Annotated in this window: 18 protein-coding genes; 13 read left to right on the top strand and 5 right to left on the bottom strand. The window is 62.2% G+C overall.

Translation table 11 applies throughout. The features are described from left to right. Positions 1-24: 24 nt before the first annotated feature. Together V7D69_RS04360 and miaB are read left to right on the top strand one after the other, a co-directional pair. Positions 25-1701 (top strand): amidohydrolase, encoded by a 1677-nt coding sequence (locus V7D69_RS04360; RefSeq protein WP_333605155.1) that lies wholly within the window; start codon positions 25-27, stop codon positions 1699-1701. A 64-nt stretch (positions 1702-1765) separates the two neighbouring features. After that, the gene (gene miaB / locus V7D69_RS04355) at positions 1766-3100 is read left to right on the top strand and encodes a tRNA (N6-isopentenyl adenosine(37)-C2)-methylthiotransferase MiaB (protein WP_333605154.1); all 1335 of its coding nucleotides are present in this window, start codon (positions 1766-1768) and stop codon (positions 3098-3100) included. A 67-nt stretch (positions 3101-3167) separates the two neighbouring features. On the opposite strand, the gene V7D69_RS04350 is transcribed toward miaB, so the two are convergent. Next, the gene (locus V7D69_RS04350) at positions 3168-3659 is read right to left on the bottom strand and encodes an RcnB family protein (protein ID WP_324060945.1); all 492 of its coding nucleotides are present in this window, start codon (positions 3657-3659) and stop codon (positions 3168-3170) included. Positions 3660-3913: 254 nt separating this feature from the next. Between V7D69_RS04350 and V7D69_RS04345 the strand changes: the two genes are divergently transcribed. The 5 genes from V7D69_RS04345 to V7D69_RS04325 all read left to right on the top strand — a co-directional run bounded on the left by V7D69_RS04345 (position 3914) and on the right by V7D69_RS04325 (position 8314). Beyond that, entirely contained in the window at positions 3914-4942 is a 1029-nt protein-coding gene (locus V7D69_RS04345) for a PhoH family protein (protein WP_324060946.1), read from the top strand. 136 nt (positions 4943-5078) lie between these two features. After that, the gene (ybeY, locus tag V7D69_RS04340; protein WP_324064459.1) at positions 5079-5570 is read left to right on the top strand and encodes an rRNA maturation RNase YbeY; all 492 of its coding nucleotides are present in this window, start codon (positions 5079-5081) and stop codon (positions 5568-5570) included. Between the two features lie 23 nt (positions 5571-5593). Beyond that, positions 5594-6514, top strand: coding sequence for a hemolysin family protein (locus tag V7D69_RS04335; protein ID WP_333605153.1), 921 nt, complete (start codon positions 5594-5596; stop codon positions 6512-6514). A 66-nt stretch (positions 6515-6580) separates the two neighbouring features. Further along, positions 6581-7465: a LysR substrate-binding domain-containing protein gene (locus V7D69_RS04330; protein WP_324064457.1), complete on the top strand. Its 885-nt coding sequence runs from the start codon at positions 6581-6583 to the stop codon at positions 7463-7465. Between the two features lie 297 nt (positions 7466-7762). After that, positions 7763-8314, top strand: coding sequence for a DUF2059 domain-containing protein (locus V7D69_RS04325; RefSeq protein ID WP_333605152.1), 552 nt, complete (start codon positions 7763-7765; stop codon positions 8312-8314). A gap of 52 nt (positions 8315-8366) precedes the next feature. Here V7D69_RS04325 and V7D69_RS04320 read toward each other — a convergent pair whose 3' ends face one another. After that, positions 8367-8834 carry a peptidylprolyl isomerase gene (locus V7D69_RS04320; RefSeq protein ID WP_324064455.1) on the bottom strand — a complete coding sequence of 156 codons (468 nt, stop codon included), beginning with the start codon at positions 8832-8834 and terminating at the stop codon, positions 8367-8369. Between the two features lie 201 nt (positions 8835-9035). Between V7D69_RS04320 and mgtE the strand changes: the two genes are divergently transcribed. Both mgtE and V7D69_RS04310 read left to right on the top strand, forming a co-directional pair. Continuing rightward, positions 9036-10466 (top strand): magnesium transporter, encoded by a 1431-nt coding sequence (gene mgtE, locus V7D69_RS04315; protein WP_333605151.1) that lies wholly within the window; start codon positions 9036-9038, stop codon positions 10464-10466. A 9-nt stretch (positions 10467-10475) separates the two neighbouring features. Next, the gene (locus tag V7D69_RS04310; RefSeq protein WP_324064453.1) at positions 10476-10871 is read left to right on the top strand and encodes a DUF1489 family protein; all 396 of its coding nucleotides are present in this window, start codon (positions 10476-10478) and stop codon (positions 10869-10871) included. 26 nt (positions 10872-10897) lie between these two features. Here V7D69_RS04310 and nudC read toward each other — a convergent pair whose 3' ends face one another. Genes nudC through V7D69_RS04295 form a run of 3 tightly spaced genes read right to left on the bottom strand, consistent with a single transcriptional unit; the run spans position 10898 to position 14163 of the window. Continuing rightward, the gene (gene nudC, locus V7D69_RS04305; protein WP_324064452.1) at positions 10898-11794 is read right to left on the bottom strand and encodes an NAD(+) diphosphatase; all 897 of its coding nucleotides are present in this window, start codon (positions 11792-11794) and stop codon (positions 10898-10900) included. Then, positions 11791-13107, bottom strand: a complete 1317-nt coding sequence (locus V7D69_RS04300; RefSeq protein ID WP_324064451.1) for a serine hydrolase domain-containing protein — start codon at positions 13105-13107, stop codon at positions 11791-11793. Before V7D69_RS04300 ends, nudC begins: the two co-directional genes overlap by 4 nt. Before the next feature lie 3 nt (positions 13108-13110). Then, on the bottom strand, positions 13111-14163 hold the full coding sequence (locus tag V7D69_RS04295) for an A/G-specific adenine glycosylase (RefSeq protein ID WP_333605150.1): 1053 nt from the start codon (positions 14161-14163) through the stop codon (positions 13111-13113). A gap of 29 nt (positions 14164-14192) precedes the next feature. Between V7D69_RS04295 and V7D69_RS04290 the strand changes: the two genes are divergently transcribed. The 4 genes from V7D69_RS04290 to V7D69_RS04275 form a co-directional block, all read left to right on the top strand. Further along, positions 14193-14729, top strand: coding sequence for a DUF721 domain-containing protein (locus tag V7D69_RS04290; RefSeq protein ID WP_324064449.1), 537 nt, complete (start codon positions 14193-14195; stop codon positions 14727-14729). Between the two features lie 2 nt (positions 14730-14731). Next, entirely contained in the window at positions 14732-15469 is a 738-nt protein-coding gene (locus tag V7D69_RS04285; protein WP_333605149.1) for a DsbA family protein, read from the top strand. 114 nt (positions 15470-15583) lie between these two features. Next, positions 15584-16342 (top strand): DsbA family protein, encoded by a 759-nt coding sequence (locus V7D69_RS04280; protein ID WP_324064447.1) that lies wholly within the window; start codon positions 15584-15586, stop codon positions 16340-16342. A gap of 32 nt (positions 16343-16374) precedes the next feature. After that, a partial coding sequence (locus V7D69_RS04275; RefSeq protein ID WP_333605148.1) for a chromosome segregation SMC family protein occupies positions 16375-19610 on the top strand: 3236 nt, incomplete at its 3' end.

Genomic DNA, 19610 nt, shown 5'->3' with positions numbered 1-19610 from the left:
TGCGCCTTCGCGGCGCCGCCCGCCATGGCGAAAAAAAAGCCGGCCCCCGAAGAAGCGCCGGTGGCGGGAACCCTGATCGACAACATCGATGGCCTGACGCCTGACGGCAGCGGCGGTATCGAGCATTTCAGCGGCTTCCTGATCGACAAGGAAGGCCGCGTAGCAGCGGTCTATCGCAGTGGCGACAAACGGCCGCAGCGGGTCGATTACCGGCTCGATGGTCACGGCCGCGTCGTAATGCCCGGCATGATCGATGCGCATGCACATGTGATGGCGACGGGCTTCGCCAAAATGACGCTCGACCTGTCAATGACGAAATCGCTGGACGAGGCGCTTTCACGCATCTCCGCCTGGGCAGCCGCGCATCCCGATGCGCCTTGGATTCTAGGTTCGGGCTGGAATGAGATGCCATGGGGTCTTGGCCGCATGCCCACCGCTGCCGAGTTGGATGCGGTGACAGGAGGAAAGCCGGCGTGGCTTACCCGGGTGGACGGCCATGTTGGCTGGGCCAACAGCGCTGCGATGGCCACCGCCGGAATCGCTCCGTCCACGCCCGATCCCATCGGCGGCGAAATCATCCGTGCTGGCAGCGGCAAAGCGCCTGCGGGTGCGTTCGTAGATGCCGCCATGAACTTGGTTGAAGCCAGGATTCCGAAACCCCGTCCTGAAGATCGCGACACCGCGCTGGGAGAAGCGCAACTCATATTCCTCTCACAAGGCGTCACCGCTGCAGCCGATATGGGCACCTCGATCGAGGACTGGCAGGCGTTTCGCCGCGCGGCCGACCTCGGCCATTTGCGCATGCGCGTGATCTCCTATGCTGGCGGCATCGACAACATGAGCCTGATCGGCGGCCCTGGCCCCAGCCCATGGCTTTATGACGACCGGCTCAAGATGAATGGCCTCAGGCTCTTCCTCGATGGCTCACTAGGCGGACGGGGGGCATGGCTCAAAGCGCCTTATGCAGACGATCCCAAGGCGCGCGGCCTTCCGCATATGAACCAGACTCAGCTCGGCAACCTCATGAGCCGGGCCGCGATCGACAATTTCCAGGTCGCCGTCGACGCCACTGGCGATGCGGCCGTCAAGACGGCGCTGGACGCGATTGATGAGCTCTCCGCCACTTACAAGGGCGATCGCCGCTGGCGCATCGACGATGCGCAGATTGTCGATCCGGCGGATATTCCCCGCTTTAGCCAACACGGTGTGATTGTCTCGATGCAGCCACAGCAGCAAGCCTCAGGTCGGCTGATGGTGGAAGCGCGGCTGGGGCCAAACAGGCTCGCGGGCGCTCATGCCTGGAAATCGATCGCCGCAACCGGAGCAAGGCTCGCCTTCGGATCCGGCACCCCGGCCGAACGGCCCGACCCGTTCGAAGGCATCGCCGTGGCCGTGACCCGGCAGGGCGCTGACGGACAGCCCGTCAACGGATGGCAACCGCAGGAGGCCCTGAATCGGGAGGCAGCGATCAGCGCCTATACGACCGGCGCGGCCTATGCGATGTTGGCAGAAGACCGCTTGGGCCGCATCGCCAAGGGTTACCGCGCCGACTTTCTCTTCGTAGATACAGACCCGATGCTTGCCCCGCCCGATCAGCTACGCAGGACCAAAGTGTTGGAAACCTGGATCGGCGGTCAACTGGTCTGGTCGGCCGCGCAGAACCGGACGCCAGCGGAGGCGAAAGCATCCGCTGGGCGGTGAGGAGCCAATCCGGGCTGCTTCCCGCCCCCTTCAAAACACATGCAAAGCCGTGTATCGGCGCGCGATGCGTCCTATCCAAACTCCCAAGACCTACCGGGTCAAGAGCTTCGGCTGCCAGATGAACGTCTATGACGGCGATCGCATGGCCGAACTGCTGGCCGAGCAAGGCATCCAGCCCGCCGCCGATGGCGAGGACGCAGATCTCGTGGTGCTCAACACTTGCCACATCCGCGAGAAGGCGGCGGAAAAGGTCTATTCCGATATAGGCCGCCTGAAGCGCGAGGACGGTTCCAGCCCACTGATCGCCGTGGCCGGTTGCGTTGCTCAGGCGGAGGGCGAGGAAATCATGGCCCGCGCGCCCACGGTGAAAATGGTTGTCGGCCCGCAGGCTTATCACCGCCTGCCTGAGATGATCCGTGCCGCTGCAGACGGACACCGCGTCACTGACACCGACATGCCGGCGGAGACCAAGTTCGATGTTCTTCCCCCTCGCCGCCGCTCAGGCCCCACGGCATTCCTGACGGTGCAGGAGGGATGTGACAAGTTCTGCACCTATTGTGTGGTGCCCTATACGCGCGGCGCCGAAGTCTCGCGCCCTTACGCCGACCTGATGGACGAGGCAAAACGCCTGATCGAAAGCGGCGCGCGCGAAATCACGCTGCTGGGGCAGAACGTCAATGCCTGGTCCGGCGAGAATGGGAAAGGTCAGGGTGTCGGGCTGGAGGGATTGATCCGCGACCTGGCGGCGATCCCCGATCTGGCGCGCATCCGCTATACGACCAGCCATCCCAACGACATGTCCCGCGGCCTGATCGCCGCGCATGGCGAAGTAGAAAAGCTTATGCCGTTTCTTCACCTGCCGGTGCAAGCTGGAAACGACCGGGTGCTGAAAGCGATGAATCGCAGTCATACGGTCGAGAGTTACTTGCACATTCTCGAACATGTGCGCGCCGTCCGGCCCGACATTGCGCTCTCGGGCGATTTCATTGTCGGCTTCCCCGGCGAGACCGATGCCGAGTTCGAGGAGACGCTGAAGCTGGTCGATACCGTGCGCTATGCTCAGTGCTTCAGCTTCAAATATTCCCCCCGCCCAGGCACTCCGGCAGCGACGATGGAAAACCAGCTCCCGCTGGATGTCATGGACGAGCGCTTGCAACGCTTGCAAGCCGCGCTTAATCGAGACCAGCTTGCCTTTAACGCGGCGTCCTTGGGCAAGACCTGCATGGTGCTGGTAGAGCGCAAGGGCAAGCATCCCGGCCAGTGGCTGGGCAAGTCGCCCTGGCTGCAGTCAGTTCATTTCGAAGGCGATGCGGCGGTGGGTGATCTGGTCGGAGTGGAGATCACCAGCGCTGGGCCGAACAGTCTGGGCGCCATCCTGCGCCAGAACTGCGCGGCCTAACGAAGCTTTTCGGATTGAACCTGCCCCTCCCGTTAAAGGAGGGGCATAAGAAGGCACGCTCTGCCGCTTAGAAGAAGAACCCATTGTAAACGCGCACCACATGTCCGCTGCGCACGTCAACCAGCACCACATCGTTGCCGTAGCGCACCCAGCGGTGGAACCGTCCCGGTTCGGGCAGGCGATATCGGGCATAGTCACGCACCCAGTAGCGATTGCCGTAATAGGCGGGCTGAAAACGATATCCCGTCACGACCGGACGATAGGCATATCCGCGCGGTCCCACATAAGCGGGGCGGCGGAATACATCGCGATGAGCATTGCGATAATCGCGCCAATCCTCGCGCATTTCCTGGCGGTCCTGGCGCAATTCATGACGGTCTTGGCGCGCTTCCCTCCAATCGCCGCGGCGCTGGTCGCGATGTATCTCGCGCTGATCCTTGCGTATCTCACGTTGATCGTGGCGTACTTCCCCTGCGCTTTGCGCCGAAGCTATCGTCGGAACCATTATCACCGGAAGGGCAACGCTGGCTGCAAGGGCAGTCATGATGAACTTGCGCATGTTGTTTCTCCTTATAGGCGCGACCGCAGCGCGGTCCGGGCGGATATCTGCTCCTGTCCATCTGAATTCCGGGCGAACCGGATTAGCAACGAACGCTCATCTCTGTCGCAAGTTGCGACAAATCGCGGTCCCTGGTCCGATGCGTCAGGTTATCCCCTGCGAAGCGAGATTTCACACCGGCACTGCTTGCACGCCGGAGCGGGCGGAGCCATTTAGGGATCGGAGCGACGACAACGTTCGTCAGAAAGGAGCGCATGGCCCGTAAAGCAGCCCGTGCCGTTGATCCGGCACAGTTCCGTCCCGAAACTCATCGTAGAGCGCGTGTCGAGATAGAGTTCGACGAGCCGACGCTGCTGGGAACCCTATTCGGGCAGTTTGACGCCAATCTGGTGCAGGTGGAAAATCGGCTGGGCGTCTACATCTCGGCGCGGGGCAACCGCATCCAGATGGAGGGGCCGGAAGAAGCAGTGGCCCGCGCGCGGGATACATTGAAAGGCATGTATCACCGGCTTGAAATGGGTCAGGACCTGGATGCCGGCGCCATCGAATCGCTGATCGCCATGTCGTCTGAGCCGACGCTGGAAGGCATCATCACCGGCGACGCGGGCGCGCCGCCGATCATGATCCGCACACGTCGCAAGACCATCGTACCACGCTCGGCAACGCAGATCGAATATATGCGGGCGCTGTCGAAGTCCGATGTGATCTTCGCGCTCGGCCCGGCGGGCACGGGCAAGACCTATCTCGCCGTGGCGCAGGCGGTGAGCCAGCTCATGACCGGCTCGGTGCAGCGCCTGATCCTTTCGCGCCCGGCGGTGGAAGCGGGGGAGAAGCTGGGCTTTCTGCCCGGGGACATGAAGGATAAGGTCGATCCTTACTTGCGCCCCCTCTACGACGCGCTTTACGACTGCATGCCGCCCGAACAGGTGGAGCGACGGCTCGGCAGCGGAGAGATCGAGATCGCACCGATCGCCTTCATGCGTGGCCGCACCCTGGCTGACGCCTTCGTCATCCTCGACGAAGCGCAGAACACCACGCGCGAACAGATGAAGATGTTCCTCACCCGCTTCGGCCAGAACAGCCGCATGGTGATTTGCGGCGACCCAAAGCAGGTCGATATTCCCGGAGGCGACAGGATGAGCGGCCTGGCTGACGCGGTGCAGAAGCTGGAAGGTGTTGAAGGCATCGCAGTTACACGCTTCACCACCGCCGATGTGGTGCGCCACCCGATCGTGGGACGTATTGTCGAGGCTTACGAGGGAACAAACGCGCTTACAGATTAGAACCGCGCCTAATCGCACCAGCACCCCCGAAAATCCACCGCCGACCCGCTGGATTAAATGCGCAATCGTTAATCCCGGTGACGCCGCGCGTATGGGCGCTTCTCTTTGTCCGACCGCGCGGGTAGCACCGCCGTAGATGAACCTCGAAATCGATATCGAAGCCCCGTGGCCCTCCACCACTGATTGGGCGCAACTCGCCGAACGTGCACTGGAAGTGCTGATGCAAGTCGCGCCCGAACTCGCGAATCCGCGCCTGATGGCCAGCGTGCTATTCACATCCGATGCGGAAGTCCATGCGCTCAACCGCGAGTGGCGGGGCAAGGACAAGCCGACCAACGTGCTCTCCTTCCCCATGCTGGAGCGTGAAGGCTTGCTTGATCTCTCGCCTGAAGGCCCGCCGGAAATGCTGGGCGACATCGCGCTGGCCTGCGAGACTTGCGCGCGCGAGGCGGAAGAAAAGAAGGTTTCCACCCAAGATCACGCAACGCACCTGATGGTCCACGGCCTGCTCCACCTGGCTGGTCACGATCACGAAATCTCCGAGGCCGAGGCCGATGCAATGGAAGCGCTTGAAACAAAGGCGCTTGCGATTCTGGGCATCAGTGACCCATATGGGGGCGCAACGTAGGCATCAGGGGATCATCAGTCACGATGGCCGAAAATGGCCGCCATACCGAGTCCGGCTCGGGAGACGGGGACAGTACCGGCACGCTTTGGCGTGTTTTTAGACGGCTTTTTCAGTCCGACGGCGATCAGTCGCTGCGCGCACAGATAGAGGACGTCATTAACGAGCATGAGGGCGAGGCCGACCCCGGCCGCGCGCCTAACGGCGACCTCTCCCCCCTCGAACGCCAGATGCTGCGCAATCTCCTGCATTTCAGCGAGCATGACGCGGATGACGTGGCGATTCCGCGAGGGGAAATTATCGCCATTCCGGCCTCGGCAAGCTGGGAGGAACTGGTCGAAACCTTCGCCGAGCATGGGCACAGCCGCATGCCGGTCCATGGCGAATCGCTAGACGAGATAAAGGGCATGATCCACATCAAGGACGTGTTCCCGTTGCTGGCACGCGGCCATGCCCCAATCGATTGGACCGATCTCTTGCGGCAGCCTCTCTATGTGCCCCAATCGCGCGGGGCGCTGGATGTTCTGGCCGACATGCGCGCGCAACGCATTCATCTAGCTGTCGTGATCGACGAATATACCGGCACTGACGGCATCATCACGATCGAGGATCTTGTCGAGGAAATCGTCGGCAATATCGAGGACGAACATGATGATGCGCCGGAGGAACTGCTCATTCCCCTCGAAGAGGGGCTATGGGAAGCCGACGCCCGTGTCGAGTTGGAGGAAGTGGCTGAGCGCGTCGATCCGCGGCTCGCTGAAGTGGAAGAAGCCGTTGAAACTTTGGGCGGCCTCGCCTTTGTCTTGGCTGAACAGGTTCCGCAAGTCGGCACAGTTCTCACACACGGCAGCGGCTGGCAGATCGAAGTTATCGACGGGAATGAACGACATGTAACCCGCCTTCGCCTGCATCCCCCTCGCGAGGGCTTGGAAAACGAGCCCGATTAGCTCACATGTAGTTGCATGATCTGCATTGCAGATTGCATCTTCAGCAACTGACGAAAAGATTGCCCCGTGCCTGTACGCCGCCTCCCCCCCCTGCGCGCACTCGAAGCCTTTGTGCGCGTTGTTCGCCTTGGTTCAGCCAAGTCCGCCGCCAATGAACTGGCGCTGTCCCCTTCCGCCTTGTCGCGCCGCGTCGCCGCGCTGGAAGATTTCACCGGCAAACGCCTGTTTACTCGCCAGCATCAGGCCATGAAGCTGACTGAGGAAGGGCAGGCTTTCTACAATGCGGTCGCGCCAAAACTGGAAGAACTGGCCGAAGCCGTGGAAGCGCAAGTCGATCGCGGACGCGTCTTGCGCCTGCACCTCGGCGTGCCTTCCCTGTTCGGAGGCCAGCGCCTCTTTCCGCGTCTGCCCGAATTGCGCAAACTGCATCCCCGCCTGCACATCGATATCGATACCGGCGTGCATTCGGAAGACCGCGTCGGCGATACGCTTGATGCTGCAATTGTCTTGTCTGAGGAACCCGACCCGGCATTTTACCGGGTGCAGCTCGACCAAAACATGGTCTACGCCATCGTCTCGCGGGAAACCGCGGCGGAGATTGGTCCGGTTCCCGACAAGAAGATGCTTTCCAAACAGACGTTCCTTATCCATCAGGACCTGCCTGACAGCCTCGACGCTTGGAAGAAGGCCATCGGTATGCCCGATCTGGTGCCCGCTGCGATCGACAAGTTCGATTCCGGCCAGTTGGTGCTGGAAGCGGCGGCCCAAGGTCTCGGCATCGCCATCATGCATGACGATCACTTCCGTCGGTCGCATGACAGCCGCCTGGCGCGGCTGTTCGATATCAATGTGGAAAGCCCCTACCGCTATTGGTTCATCTGCAAGCCAAAGGCCCTGGAGACGCGGCCGGTGCGGATCTTCCACGAATGGCTGCTGCAAGCGGGACTGTAACGGCCAAGATTATCGCACGATTGCAATAAATTAAACTTAAGCTTCCTCTACCAGACGGCATGGAAAATGCCACCCATTTCGAAAGTGCTACTCATGTTCAAATTCTGCGCAGCGCTTGCCGTTCCTCTTTCCTTGCTTGTCGCTAGTCCGGCAGCGACCGCCGGCGAACCTGCGTCTCCGTCACCGGCAAACGAGGCTCCCGATCCCGTCCACCTGAGCCTGGCGCGCCGAACGGTCGATTACGTCTTTCCCGTGGGCACTTACGCGCGGATCATGAGCGGGGCGATGGATCGGATAATGGATTCCGCGCTCGACTCGGTCACTCACATGCCGCTCAAGAGCCTGGCCGGACTTGGCGGCGCCAACGCTGCCAAGCTTGGCTCAGGCACGCTGGCCGAAATCGTCGAAATCTATGATCCTGCCTACAAGCAGCGGATGCAGATCATGACACGCACGATAATGACCGACATGATCGGCCTGATGACCCAATTGGAGCCGGAGATCCGCGACGGCCTGGCCCACGCCTACGCGTCCAAGTTCGATGAAAAGCAATTGGGCGAACTGAACGCCTTTTTCGCCACGCCGACGGGCAAGGCATACGCCGCCGACTCCTATGTCATCATGACGTCGCCCGAGGTCACGGCGAAGATGCAGGCATTTATGCCCAAGATGATGCAGCAAATGCCGGCAATCATCGAAAAAGCGAAAACGGCGACCGCCAGCCTGCCAGCCCCCCGCCGGTACTCCGATCTGACCGAGGCGGAAAAAGACAAGCTCGCCGGGCTGCTCGGGTTGAGCCGCGCCGATCTAGACAAGAAGCAAGCGGCGAAGGCGGCCCCTCGGAACTGAACAACAAAGGGCGGCACACGCGGCCGCCCTCCATCCTTCTGATGCGGCCCGATCAGCCTTCGTTGACGGTCGCCTTTACGATATGGCCCGGATTGCGCGGCGGTTCACCCTTGGGCAGCGCGTCCACCAGTTCCATGCCTTCGACCACTTGACCCCAGACCGTATATTGCTTGTCCAGGAAGGTCGCATCATCGAAGCAGATGAAGAACTGGCTGTTCGCCGAGTGCGGATAGCTCGTGCGGGCCATCGAGCAGACTCCCCGCACATGCGGCTCGGCGTTGAACTCGGCCTGAAGGTCAGGCTTATCCGAACCGCCCATGCCAGTGCCCTGGGGGCAACCGCCCTGCGCCATGAAGCCGGGAATTACACGGTGAAACTTGACGCCATCATAGAAACCCTCGCTTACCAATTCCTTGATCCGGTCGACGTGGCCGGGGGCAAGGTCGGGGCGCAGTTTGATCTTCACGTCGCCCTGGTTCTCCCCAGTATCGAGAGTGAGGGTCAGATATTCGTCGGCCATTGCATATCTCCTGTTGCCGGCACCCAACCCGGGCGCGGATAAGCTCGGCGCCTGATATAGGGCGCGCGCCCGCAATGTCACCTTTTCGGTAACGCACCTGGCACATTCGGGTGGAGCGTGCGCGAAAACGGCGCGAACCATTTCCAATCGTTCAAAGACTGGCTGTTGCAATCGCGAAATAGGTGCGTAGACCCGCCAGTTATGAGCGAAGCGGACGTCAAGGAAAACCAGCCAGAAGACGAGGCCACCGCCCTTTCCGGCGCGGCCCCGGAGTCGGAGAGCCTGGACGAGGAAAACCGCCTCAAGCCCGAGTTCGTGCGCAATGTGAAGGACGCGCTTGACGCGGAAGATTTCGACCGCGTTTACGATCTTGTCGAACCGCTCCACCCCGCCGACATCGCTGACTTGTTCGAGCTGATCGATGGCGATGAACGCCTGACCCTGGCGCGGTCGATCCGCGATCTCATGGGCGTGGAGGTGATCGCCGAACTGAACGACTGGGTGCGCGAACTGCTGGTGGGCGATCTGCCTGCAGACGTTGTCGCCGGCTTCGCGGAACAGCTCGATACCGACGACGCTGTCGCGATGCTGGAAGACCTTGACGAGGAGGATCAGCAGGCCGTCCTCGCCGAGATGGAGCCGGAAGACCGCGCGGCGATCGAATCGGCGCTGTCCTATCCAGAAGAATCCGCCGGGCGTCTGATGAGCCGGGAGTTCGTCGCGGCTCCGGAGACGATGACGGTGGGTGACCTCATCGATTTCCTACGCGAGCACCGCGAACTGCCCACCGAGTTCTGGGAAGTGTTCATCGTCGACCCGATGCATCGTCCGGTCGGCACCTGCGCCTTGTCCTGGATCCTGCGCTGCCCGCGCAACATCCCGCTCCATGACGTGATGAAACGAGACCAGACGCTGATCCCTGCGGGTATGGATCAGGAAGAAGTGGCGCTGCGTTTCCAGAAATACGCATTGATTTCAGCCGCCGTGGTTGACGATGCTGGCCGATTGATCGGCCAAATCACCGTCGATGACATCGTCCATATCATCCAGGAAGAGGCCGGCGAAGACGCGTTAGCCATGTCCGGCGCGGGCGATGGCGACATCAACGAACCGCTTCCCCGCACGATCCGTGGGCGAATGTGGTGGCTGTTCATCAACCTGCTTACCGCCCTTCTCGCCAGCTCGGTGGTCGCATTCTTCCAGGGCACTATCGAAAAGCTGGTGGTTCTCGCTGTCATCATGCCGATCATCACCGGCATGGGCGGCAATGCGGCGACGCAGACCATGGCGGTGACCGTGCGCGCCCTTGCCACCAATCAGCTTACCAGTTCCAATACCTGGCGCATGATCGCACGCGAATGGTGGATCGCCAGCGCCAACGGCATCGGCCTGGGCGTCTTGATGGCGCTGGGCTGCCTCGCCATTTATCACGACGCCATGCTGAGCTTCGTGGTGATCCTGGCGATGGTCCTTAATTCACTCAATGCGGGGCTTTCGGGCGTACTTATTCCCTTGGGCCTGGAAAAGCTGAAGATCGACCCGGCGGTGGTCTCGACCGTGTTCGTCACCACCATGACGGACACACTGGGCTTCTTCTTCTTCCTTGGCCTTGCCAGCATATTCCTCATGTAAGGGGCCGACATGCCGCTGCACATGACCAAGATCGCTTATTCCGCCACCAGTGTCGCAGAATTACGCGAATGGCTGGAGAGGCATGCAGACGAAGCGTTGATGACCACCCGCTATCTGCCCAAGCGGCATGAGGAGATGGTGGGCGGATCGCTTTATTGGATTTTCGAGCACGCTCTGGTTGGCCGTTCCCCGATCCTGCGCTTCACTCAGCGCGATGACGGGCGCTGGCACATTCATCTCGCGCCCCTGCTGATCCCGGTGCAGACTCGCCCAAAGCGCGCTCACCAGGGCTGGCGCTATCTGAAAGAAGAGGAAGCGCCAGCGGATCTTCAGGAAGGCGAGGCCGAAAGTGACGTCATGCCCCCGAAGCTGGTGAGCGAGCTGGCAAAACTCGGACTGGTCTGACCGGAATTTCCGACGGCCCAGCCGGTTTAGCCCCGTTCCACCCACCAGCGCAGCAGCAGGTGAGCGATCGCCGTGGGTGGCGGAGCACCGAAAGCGCGGCCATTTTCACCGTGCGCCACAGCCTCCAACGCATCGATCGCGTCCTCGCGGCTGAACCAGCGGGCGTCCTCCAACTCGGTGATGTCAACAGTGATGGCCGGATCATCCGCATGGGCATGGCAGCCAAGCATGAGGGATGATGGAAACGGCCAGGGCTGACTGGCGATATAGGTCACGTCGCGCACTCGCACGCCGGCTTCCTCAAACACTTCGCGAGCCACCGCTTCCTCAATCGTCTCGCCCGGCTCAACGAAACCCGCCAGCGCGGAATAGCGCCCGACCGGAAAGCGCGGCTGACGCCCCAGAAGGATTTGCCCGGCATGTTCGACGAGCATGATGGTGACCGGATCAACGCGCGGAAAATGTTCAGCCTTGCACGTCTCCGAAACGCAAGTCCGTTGCCAGCCACCTTTGGCGAGCGCCGTAGGACTGCCACATACGGCGCAAAAACGGTGACGCGCGTGCCAGCTCACCAATGAACGGGCACCGCCGTAAGTTGCAAGTTCTCCGGCCTCCAGAACGGCCATGGCGTGCCAGCTCGCCGGTCCAGCATGAGGGCTTCCTGAAGGATACGATGTCCGCACTTCGGCAAAACACCCGCGATCGCCATCGAGGCCCAGGAATACCAGTTCACTGTCGGGCGCTGCATCGGCCAGACTGCCCCATTCGAGCATGTTCTCCGCCGTCAGCGCGGGATCGAGGCCATCCAGGCGCAGCAGGCGTGCTTGCCAGGTCTTGAGCGCTGCCAATCCCTGGGGGTCGTTGCGAATGTGGTCCGCCCGATCAATGTGCGACCCCGAAAAGGCGATGACAGGAGCACTCATGTGGACGCCACTCTCAGCAACGCCAGGACATCGGTCTTAAGCGCAGTCTGGAATTCGGAATGCAGGGCAAGCGCCTCCGGCGGCATGAACTGGACGAAAAGCTGGGAACGGATGCCACGCAGCATATCCACCATGCCGACCGTTCCAGCGGCGCCGGCCCAACCGTAAATTCCCGTCTCGGGACCGATGCCGACCCGACCGCCGGCTCCGAAATCCGCCTTGGAAGAGTTCCACGCAGGTCTCTCAACGCCGGGGGGAAGGAGATTGCTGGTGCCTTGCCGCACCGCCGTTTCAGCCAGCACGCGCTTACCGTCCATCACGCCGAATTGCGCAAGCATACGCAGGAAGCGATCGTAATCACGTGGCGAGCTCACAAGCCCCGACCCACCCATCGGAAATGGCGGCGGATCGAGGAATACTGATTCCGCCCCCTTATCGATCGGGACGAACACGCCGCCCACGACGGCATAATTGGTTGTCAATTCACCGGCATCGGCGGCGGGAACCTGAAAGAAGGTGCTGGTCATCCCGCAGGGACCGAAAATGGTTTCCTTGAGATAGGCATCGAAGGGCTTTCCGGAGACCACCTCTATGACCCGTCCCATCAAGTCCAAACCAAGCGAATAGCTCCATTTGGTTCCCGGATCATAAACCAGCGGCACTTCGGCCAACCGGTCCGCAAAGATTTCCAGGCTGGGCGCCGGCGGACCGCCATAAACGTCCGGCAGCTTCATCCGGCTGACCTGCCCTCCCGCCAAACCTTTCCGGTTTAGCAAGTCCCGGATCGGGCCCTTCTGAATGATTGCATAACCCAGGCCGGCCGTATGCGTCATCAGCTCGCGGATGGTGATGGCGCTTTTCACCGGATGCAGATCGGTGACTGAACCGTCGTAGACGTTCTGCACCTGCATTTGCCGATACTTGGGTAGAATGTCGTAAAGCGGCTGATCGAGGGATAGTTTGCCCTCAGCAATGAGTTGCATCGCCGCGATGCCGGTAATCGGCTTGGTCATCGAATAGATGCGAAACAGGCTGTCGGCTGTCATCGCATCGGGACTGACGAAGCCCTCGGTGCCCTTGGCGACATATTCCGGTTCTTTGCCCGGCAGCCCCAGCGAAGCGACCATGCCGGGAAACTTTCCCGGCCCAACCCACTTGTCCACCAGCATGCGGACATTCGGCAGGAGTTCCGGATCCGCTGCAGCCAGCGCAAGGCGCGGCATCAGCGCGGCGCCAAGGCCCGCGAACGCGCCAAGCCTCATCACCATGCGCCGGTCGAGAGCCCGTTCGAGTGCCGCACGCGATTCCATCATCGGCTAGTCTCCGGCTTTGGCCAGCGCGAGACGCGCCGCCTTTGCAAAAAGCGTAGGCAATCCAGCCTCGTCCAGCCGATCGAGCGGCCACCATTCGCCATCGCCGGGGTTCAAACTAGCCCAGTCCTGCCCGAGGTAAACTGCCAAATTCAACTCGAGCGAGAAATGCGTAAAAATGTGATTCACACGGCCGCCGACCGTCCATGGTCCGGCAAGCGGCCTGCTTCCCGATCCGTCCGCCCTCGCTGACCAGCCGTCATCGGGAAGAGCACGCATGCCGCCCAACATACTCGTTCCGAGGCGACGAACGAGCCAGACGTGATCTTCGCGCTCGATCCAGAACGCACGGCCGCGCCGGGCCGGCCTGGCTTTCTTCGGCGGCTTAACCGGAAAGCACTCTGGCTCGCCTTCGGATCGGGCCCGACAAAAGGCGGAAATTGGGCAAACAAGGCAGCGCGGCGATCGGCTGGTGCATACTGTCGCCCCCAGATCCATCATCGCCTGCGCAAAGTCTCCGCAGCGCGCTTTCGGCGTGACGGCATCTGCCCTGGCGCGAATCACGGCTCGCCCGCCGGGTAGCGGCTCGTCCAGCGCGAACAGACGAGCGATCACCCGCTCGACATTGGCGTCGACCACTACCGCGCGTTGCCCGAACGCAATCGCGGAGATCGCCGCTGCCGTGTAAGGGCCAAGACCGGGCAGCGTTCGCAAGTCGTTCTCGGCTTCGGGAAACCGTCCCCCACGCAATGCCACTTCGCGGGCGCAGGCCAGCAAATTCCGAGCGCGAGCGTAATAGCCAAGCCCCGCCCATGCAGCCATGACATCCTCATCGGCGGCGGCGGCCAAAGCTTCGATAGTTGGCCACCGGCGCGTGAACTCCGCGAAATAATCCTTCACGGCCGCCACGGTGGTCTGCTGCAACATCACTTCGGAAAGCCAGACCCGATAGGGATCAGGAGGCTGCTCCCCCGGCCGCGCACGCCACGGCAAAGCGCGGGCATGGACATCGTACCAAGCGAGAAGATCGTGCGCGATAGCATCGGAACTGGCGTCCATGCTTTCGCTATGGCATTGGATCTGCGGCAATGGAACGGGACGATCGCAAACAATCCACCTCTGGGCCGAAGCGCTATGAACGAGCGCGAGGCGGGCCTGCGCGCGCGATCTCCGAATTGATGCCCGAAGTGGGTCGGACAGCCTTTCGACGGTTTGGCTTCGTCCAGTCGAGCGTGGTCAGCCGGTGGCCGGAAATTGTCGGCCCTCGCCATGCGCGCGTATGCACGCCCGAATCGATTCGCTTTCCGCCTGGCGAGAAGAGTGAAGGCATCCTGCAACTTGTGGTCGTGCCGGCTCATGCGCCGATCATCCAACACGTCATTCCCGAAATCGTTGAACGGGTGAACCGCTTCTTCGGCTACAATGCTGTCGCCAAAGTGAAAATCCGTCAGGGCGAAGTTAAAGCGCCACCGGCTTCAAAACCACCGACCGCGGCGCCCTCACTTAAGCCGGTTCCGCTCGAGCTGGGGGAGTCGCTGCGTGATATCGGTGATCCAGAGCTTCGCGCGGTACTAGAGTCGCTTGCCCGCAGCATCGGCGCGAGAAACAATCAGAAAGAGCAGTGAACATGCGCCTGACCACAAGAACAACCCTGCGCATTCTAGCCCTTGTCGCAGCAGTCACCGCCAGCGGAGCGGTAATCGGCAAACCGAACCACCTTGTGGCGGCGCCCAAGGCCAACTGGAACGGCCAAGTGGCAGTCACCGCCGATGGCAGCTATCGCATGGGCAACCCTGACGCACCCGTGAAGCTTACTGAATATGTCAGCTACACTTGCCCGCATTGCGCGCATTACCAGAGGGAATCGGACCCGGTACTGCGCACGACGGTGATCCCGAAAGGGCAAGTCTCAGTCACGGTGACCAACCTGTTGCGTAATCCGATCGATCTTGCCGTCGCGCTATTGGCCAATTGCGGCGATCCCAAGCGGTTCTTCGTACGGCATAACGCCTTCTTCGCAACTCAGGACACCTGGCTTGCCAAGGCCGAAAAGATCAATCAGGCGCAACAGCAGCGCTGGTATCAGGGGCCTATCATCGATCGCATGCGCGCCATCGCCAATGACTTTGACTTTTATGAAAAAACAGCCGGCTGGGGTCTCGACCGGGCGCAAACGGATGCCTGCCTTGGCAGCACCGCCGTATTGGACAAGCTGAAGGAACAGCAGGCGGAAGTTGCCAAACTGGGGCTCGACAGCACGCCCAGCTTCACGCTCAATGGCGAAGTGCTGCAAGTGCATGATTGGGCCTCGGTGTCCAAGGCCATTGGGGCCAAGCTGGCGGAACAGCACACGGGAGCTATCTGACCCGCTCGCCAATACAATGGTTAGCTGTGGAGAGAATCTCCCGCGCGCAGCTCGCCCGCTTTGTTCCCTTTCGCCCCTGAGCTAGCCTTTCCCATTCGCAAAGGATTCGCCACAATGAACCGCACCTTTATCCGTCAGATCGCGATCGGCATGCTGGCGCTGCCTTTGGCGCTTGGCCTTGCTGCATGCGGCAAGAAGGCTGAGGGCGACGCGCCGAAATCCAGCGAACCGATCGCGAAGATCGCGGCCCCAACCGGCAAGACATGGGCCGACATGGTGGAGAAGACGCCGGAGGGCGGCTATCGCATGGGCAACCCCAAGGCCCCGATCAAGCTGGTCGAATACGGAGCGCTCAGCTGCTCGCACTGCGCAGAGTTCGCAAAGGAGAGCTTCGCGAAGCTGCGCGACGACTACATCGCCGGTGGACGTGTGAGTTATGAGCTGCGCTATTTCATGCTCAATCCGTATGACATTCCGGCGTCTCTTCTGGCCACATGCGGATCGACGGAGGCGGTGATCCCGCTCAGCGAACAGTTCTGGGCCTGGCAACCCAACATGTTCAAGAATGTCCAAGCAGCAGGCGACGCCCGCCTCAAGGCGCTGGGCGATCTACCCAAGGAAAAGCAGATTCCGGCGATCGCCGAACTTTCCGGCATGACGGAGTTCTTCTCCTCGCGCGGGATTGCCCGCGACCAGGCCAATATTTGCCTTGCCGATGCGAACAAGGCGAAGGCGCTAGCCGATCAGACCGAGAAAGCGACGACCGAATTCAACGTCACCGGAACGCCGACTTTCGTGATTAACGGATCATCGATCGGCTCCATGGGCTGGTCCGAATTGGAAGCCAAACTGCAGGCGGCGGGCGCGCGCTAATGCTGCGGCGAGGCAACTTCAAGGACGCCTAAATGCGCATAAGGCGGCTCAAGCTCAGTGGTTTCAAGAGCTTTGTGGAGCCCGCCGAACTGCGCATCGAACCGGGGCTGACCGGCGTTGTCGGCCCCAATGGCTGCGGAAAATCAAACCTCCTCGAAGCGATCCGCTGGGTCATGGGCGAAAGCTCGGCAAAGTCCATGCGCGGCGGCGGCATGGAAGACGTGATTTTCGCGGGCACGGCCCACCGCCCACCACGCGCTTTCGCCGAAGTGGTGCTGCACGCAGAAACATCCCGGCGCGAGGATGGCACACGCGAGGAAATCGAAGTCGTCCGCCGGATTGAACGGGGAGCCGGCAGCGCTTACCGCATTAACGGGCGCGATGTGCGCGCCAAGGACGTCGCGCTGATTTTCGCCGATGCGGCAACGGGCGCGCACAGCCCGGCTTTGGTCAGCCAGGGCCGCATCGCCGCAGTGATCGCGGCGAAGCCGGCTGAGCGCCGGGCAATGCTGGAAGAAGCGGCGGGCATCGCAGGATTGCATGTGCGCCGCAAGGATGCAGAGCAGAAGTTGAAGGCGACGGAAGCGAACCTGGCCCGGCTTGAGGATATTATGGCCGGGCTCGACAAGCAGGTCGCCACGTTGCGTCGGCAAGCGAAGGCCGCCGAGCGTTACAAAGCGCTGACAGATGATATCCGCGTTGCTGAAGCACGCCTAGTTTTTGCCCGGTGGCGCGATGCGGCGATGGCGGCCGACGCGGCCAAGAAAGAGGCCCAGACCGCCCACTTGCGCGTGGCGGAAACGCAGGAGGCGGCGAGGCTCGCACAGGAAACCCAGGCCACCGCCGCCGCAATGATGGCTCAAGCCCGCGACGAATTGGCCGACCGACGCGATGACGCTACCGCGCACGGCCACCGCATGGCCACATTGACGGGTCAGCTCGAAGCGGCGGAACAGCGTCTTAAGGATCTCGATCGCCAGCGTCTGCGGTTGGAGGAAGATCGCGCCGATGCCGACCGCCTGACGCGTGACGCGGCGGAAGCTCTGGCCAGGCTCGAACGGGACCTGGCGGAAGGCGCGCGGCAACTGGCGACTGATGAAGAGCAGCGCCCGCGCCTTGTCCAGGCTCTGGAGCGGGAGGACCGCACCACTCGTTCCGCAGAGCTTGATCTTGCGCAGGCAACCGCAACACAGGCCGGGGTCGAAGCCGAATGGCGCGTTGCCGACGCCGAATTGGCGCAGACACAGGCTGTTCTAGATCGACTGACTGCCGAGGCCAGACGCCTGCAGTCCCAACTGGCGGCGCTGCCCGACCCCGGCAGCTTCGATGCGGCGATAACGCAGACGCGCAATTCGGCGCGGGCAGCGTCCGAAGCACTGGCGAGCGCACGCGCCGATCTGGACGCCCAGCAGGCGCGCAAGACCGAACTACTGAGCGATCGCGACGCCGCTGCCTCTACTCTTTCCGGTGCGCGCGCCGATCTCACCGGCGTGGATCGTGAACACGCCGCCCTACTCAGGGACCGTGAGGCTCGCGCCAAAGGAGCAAAGGCCGCGCACGGACTTCCGGTCGCGATCGATGCCCTCCGCGTCACCCCAGGCTATGAGCGCGCGCTGGCTGCCGTGCTGGGCCGGGACGCCCGAACGCCGCTTGGCTTCATCGCCGAGGTGGATGGGCGCTTCTGGACCGGGTCGGAACCGCCCTCTCCGGTCGCAGCGAATCTCGCGGCCTACGTCACCCAATGCCCGTCTGAACTGGCGGCCCGTCTGGCGCTGGTCCACTTCGCCGAGGAAGACGATGGACGAAGGCTGAAGCCGGGCGAATGGCTTGTCACTCGCACCGGCTTGCTGCGCCGTTGGGATGGCTTCGTCGCGCGCGGGGAAGGTGCAGCCGAAGCTTCGCGGCTCGAAGCCGAGAGCCGTTTCGCCGAACTCGACGCGCAGCTTCCTTCGCTGCGCGACGCGGTTGCGACCGCCGAAGCGCGGCAAGCGCTTGTGCAGGATCAATTGGCCTCCCTCTCCGCTTCAGTCATCGCCGCTGAACGGACCATCGCGGGCGCGGCCAACGCCGAGCGCAACGCGTTGCGTGCAGTCGACCAGGCCGAAGATGCCAAGGCGCATGACCAAGCCCGTCGCGCGGAATTGGAGCGCGGTCTGAGCGAACTCTCCGACCGGCGCCATAGCGCGGAAGCGGATTTCGCAGCTGCTGAAAGCAGGCGAAGCTCTTTGCCCGATCCGGGCGCCGGCCGGATCGCTCTGGAAACCGCGAGGGCCAAAAACGAGACGGCCAAGACGGCATTGCAAGCCGCCACCGCCGCGCTCGCCGCTCACGACCAGGCCCTTGCCGTTGCACGGGAACGAACCGCCTCGCAGCGCGGCGATATCAAGAGCTGGCAAGCGCGCGCGGGTGACGCTGCGAACCGTCTTGCCCAGATGGCTGGACGTCTGGACGAAATCGAAACCGAACGAGCCGTTGTCGCCGCCAAGCCGGCCGCTTTGATGGAGCAGATCGAACAAGGCGAGACGCTCCGCCGCCGCCTTGGTGAAGAACTCGCCCGCGCGGAAGCGACGGTAAGCACTGCAACGGAGGCCGCTCGGCAAGCAGATGCGGCACTGGCGGCCACGCAGGAAACACTGGCTGGCGCCCGCGAGGCGCGCGCGGGGGCGGTCGCTCGCGCCGAGAATGAAGACCAGCGACGTATCGAAATGACGCGGGTTTCGGGCGAGCGCTTTCAGTGTCCTCCGCCAATCCTGCCCGAGCGCTTTTCCTTCGCCTCCAGCGAGGTTCGCGGCGCGCAGGAGGAATCGGCTGCGATGGACCGCCTGGTTGCGGATCGGGAACGGATCGGGCCAGTCAACCTTGTCGCGGCCGACGAACTTGCCGAAGCTGAAGTACAACTGGGCACCAGCGTGACTGAGAAAGCCGAACTGGCCGAGGCGGTGCACCGCCTGCGCGGTTCGATCGGCAATCTCAATCGGGAGGGCCGCGAGCGGCTACGCGCCGCGTTCGAGGCGGTCGATGGCCATTTTCGCCGCCTCTTCACACGTCTGTTCCAGGGCGGCCAGGCACATCTTGCGTTGGTCGATTCCGACGATCCTCTAGAAGCTGGCCTGGAAATCTATGCCCAGCCGCCCGGAAAGCGCCTGCAGTCGCTGACACTGCTTTCAGGGGGTGAGCAGGCGCTTACGGCCGTGGCCTTGATCTTCGCCCTGTTCCTGACCAATCCCGCGCCGATTTGTGTCCTCGATGAAGTGGATGCACCGCTGGA

The organism is Novosphingobium sp., from assembly GCF_036733805.1.
Taxonomy (GTDB): Bacteria; Pseudomonadota; Alphaproteobacteria; order Sphingomonadales; family Sphingomonadaceae; genus Novosphingobium.
Note: the sequence above shows the minus strand (reverse complement) of the source record. Positions and strands in the feature narration are given on the sequence as shown.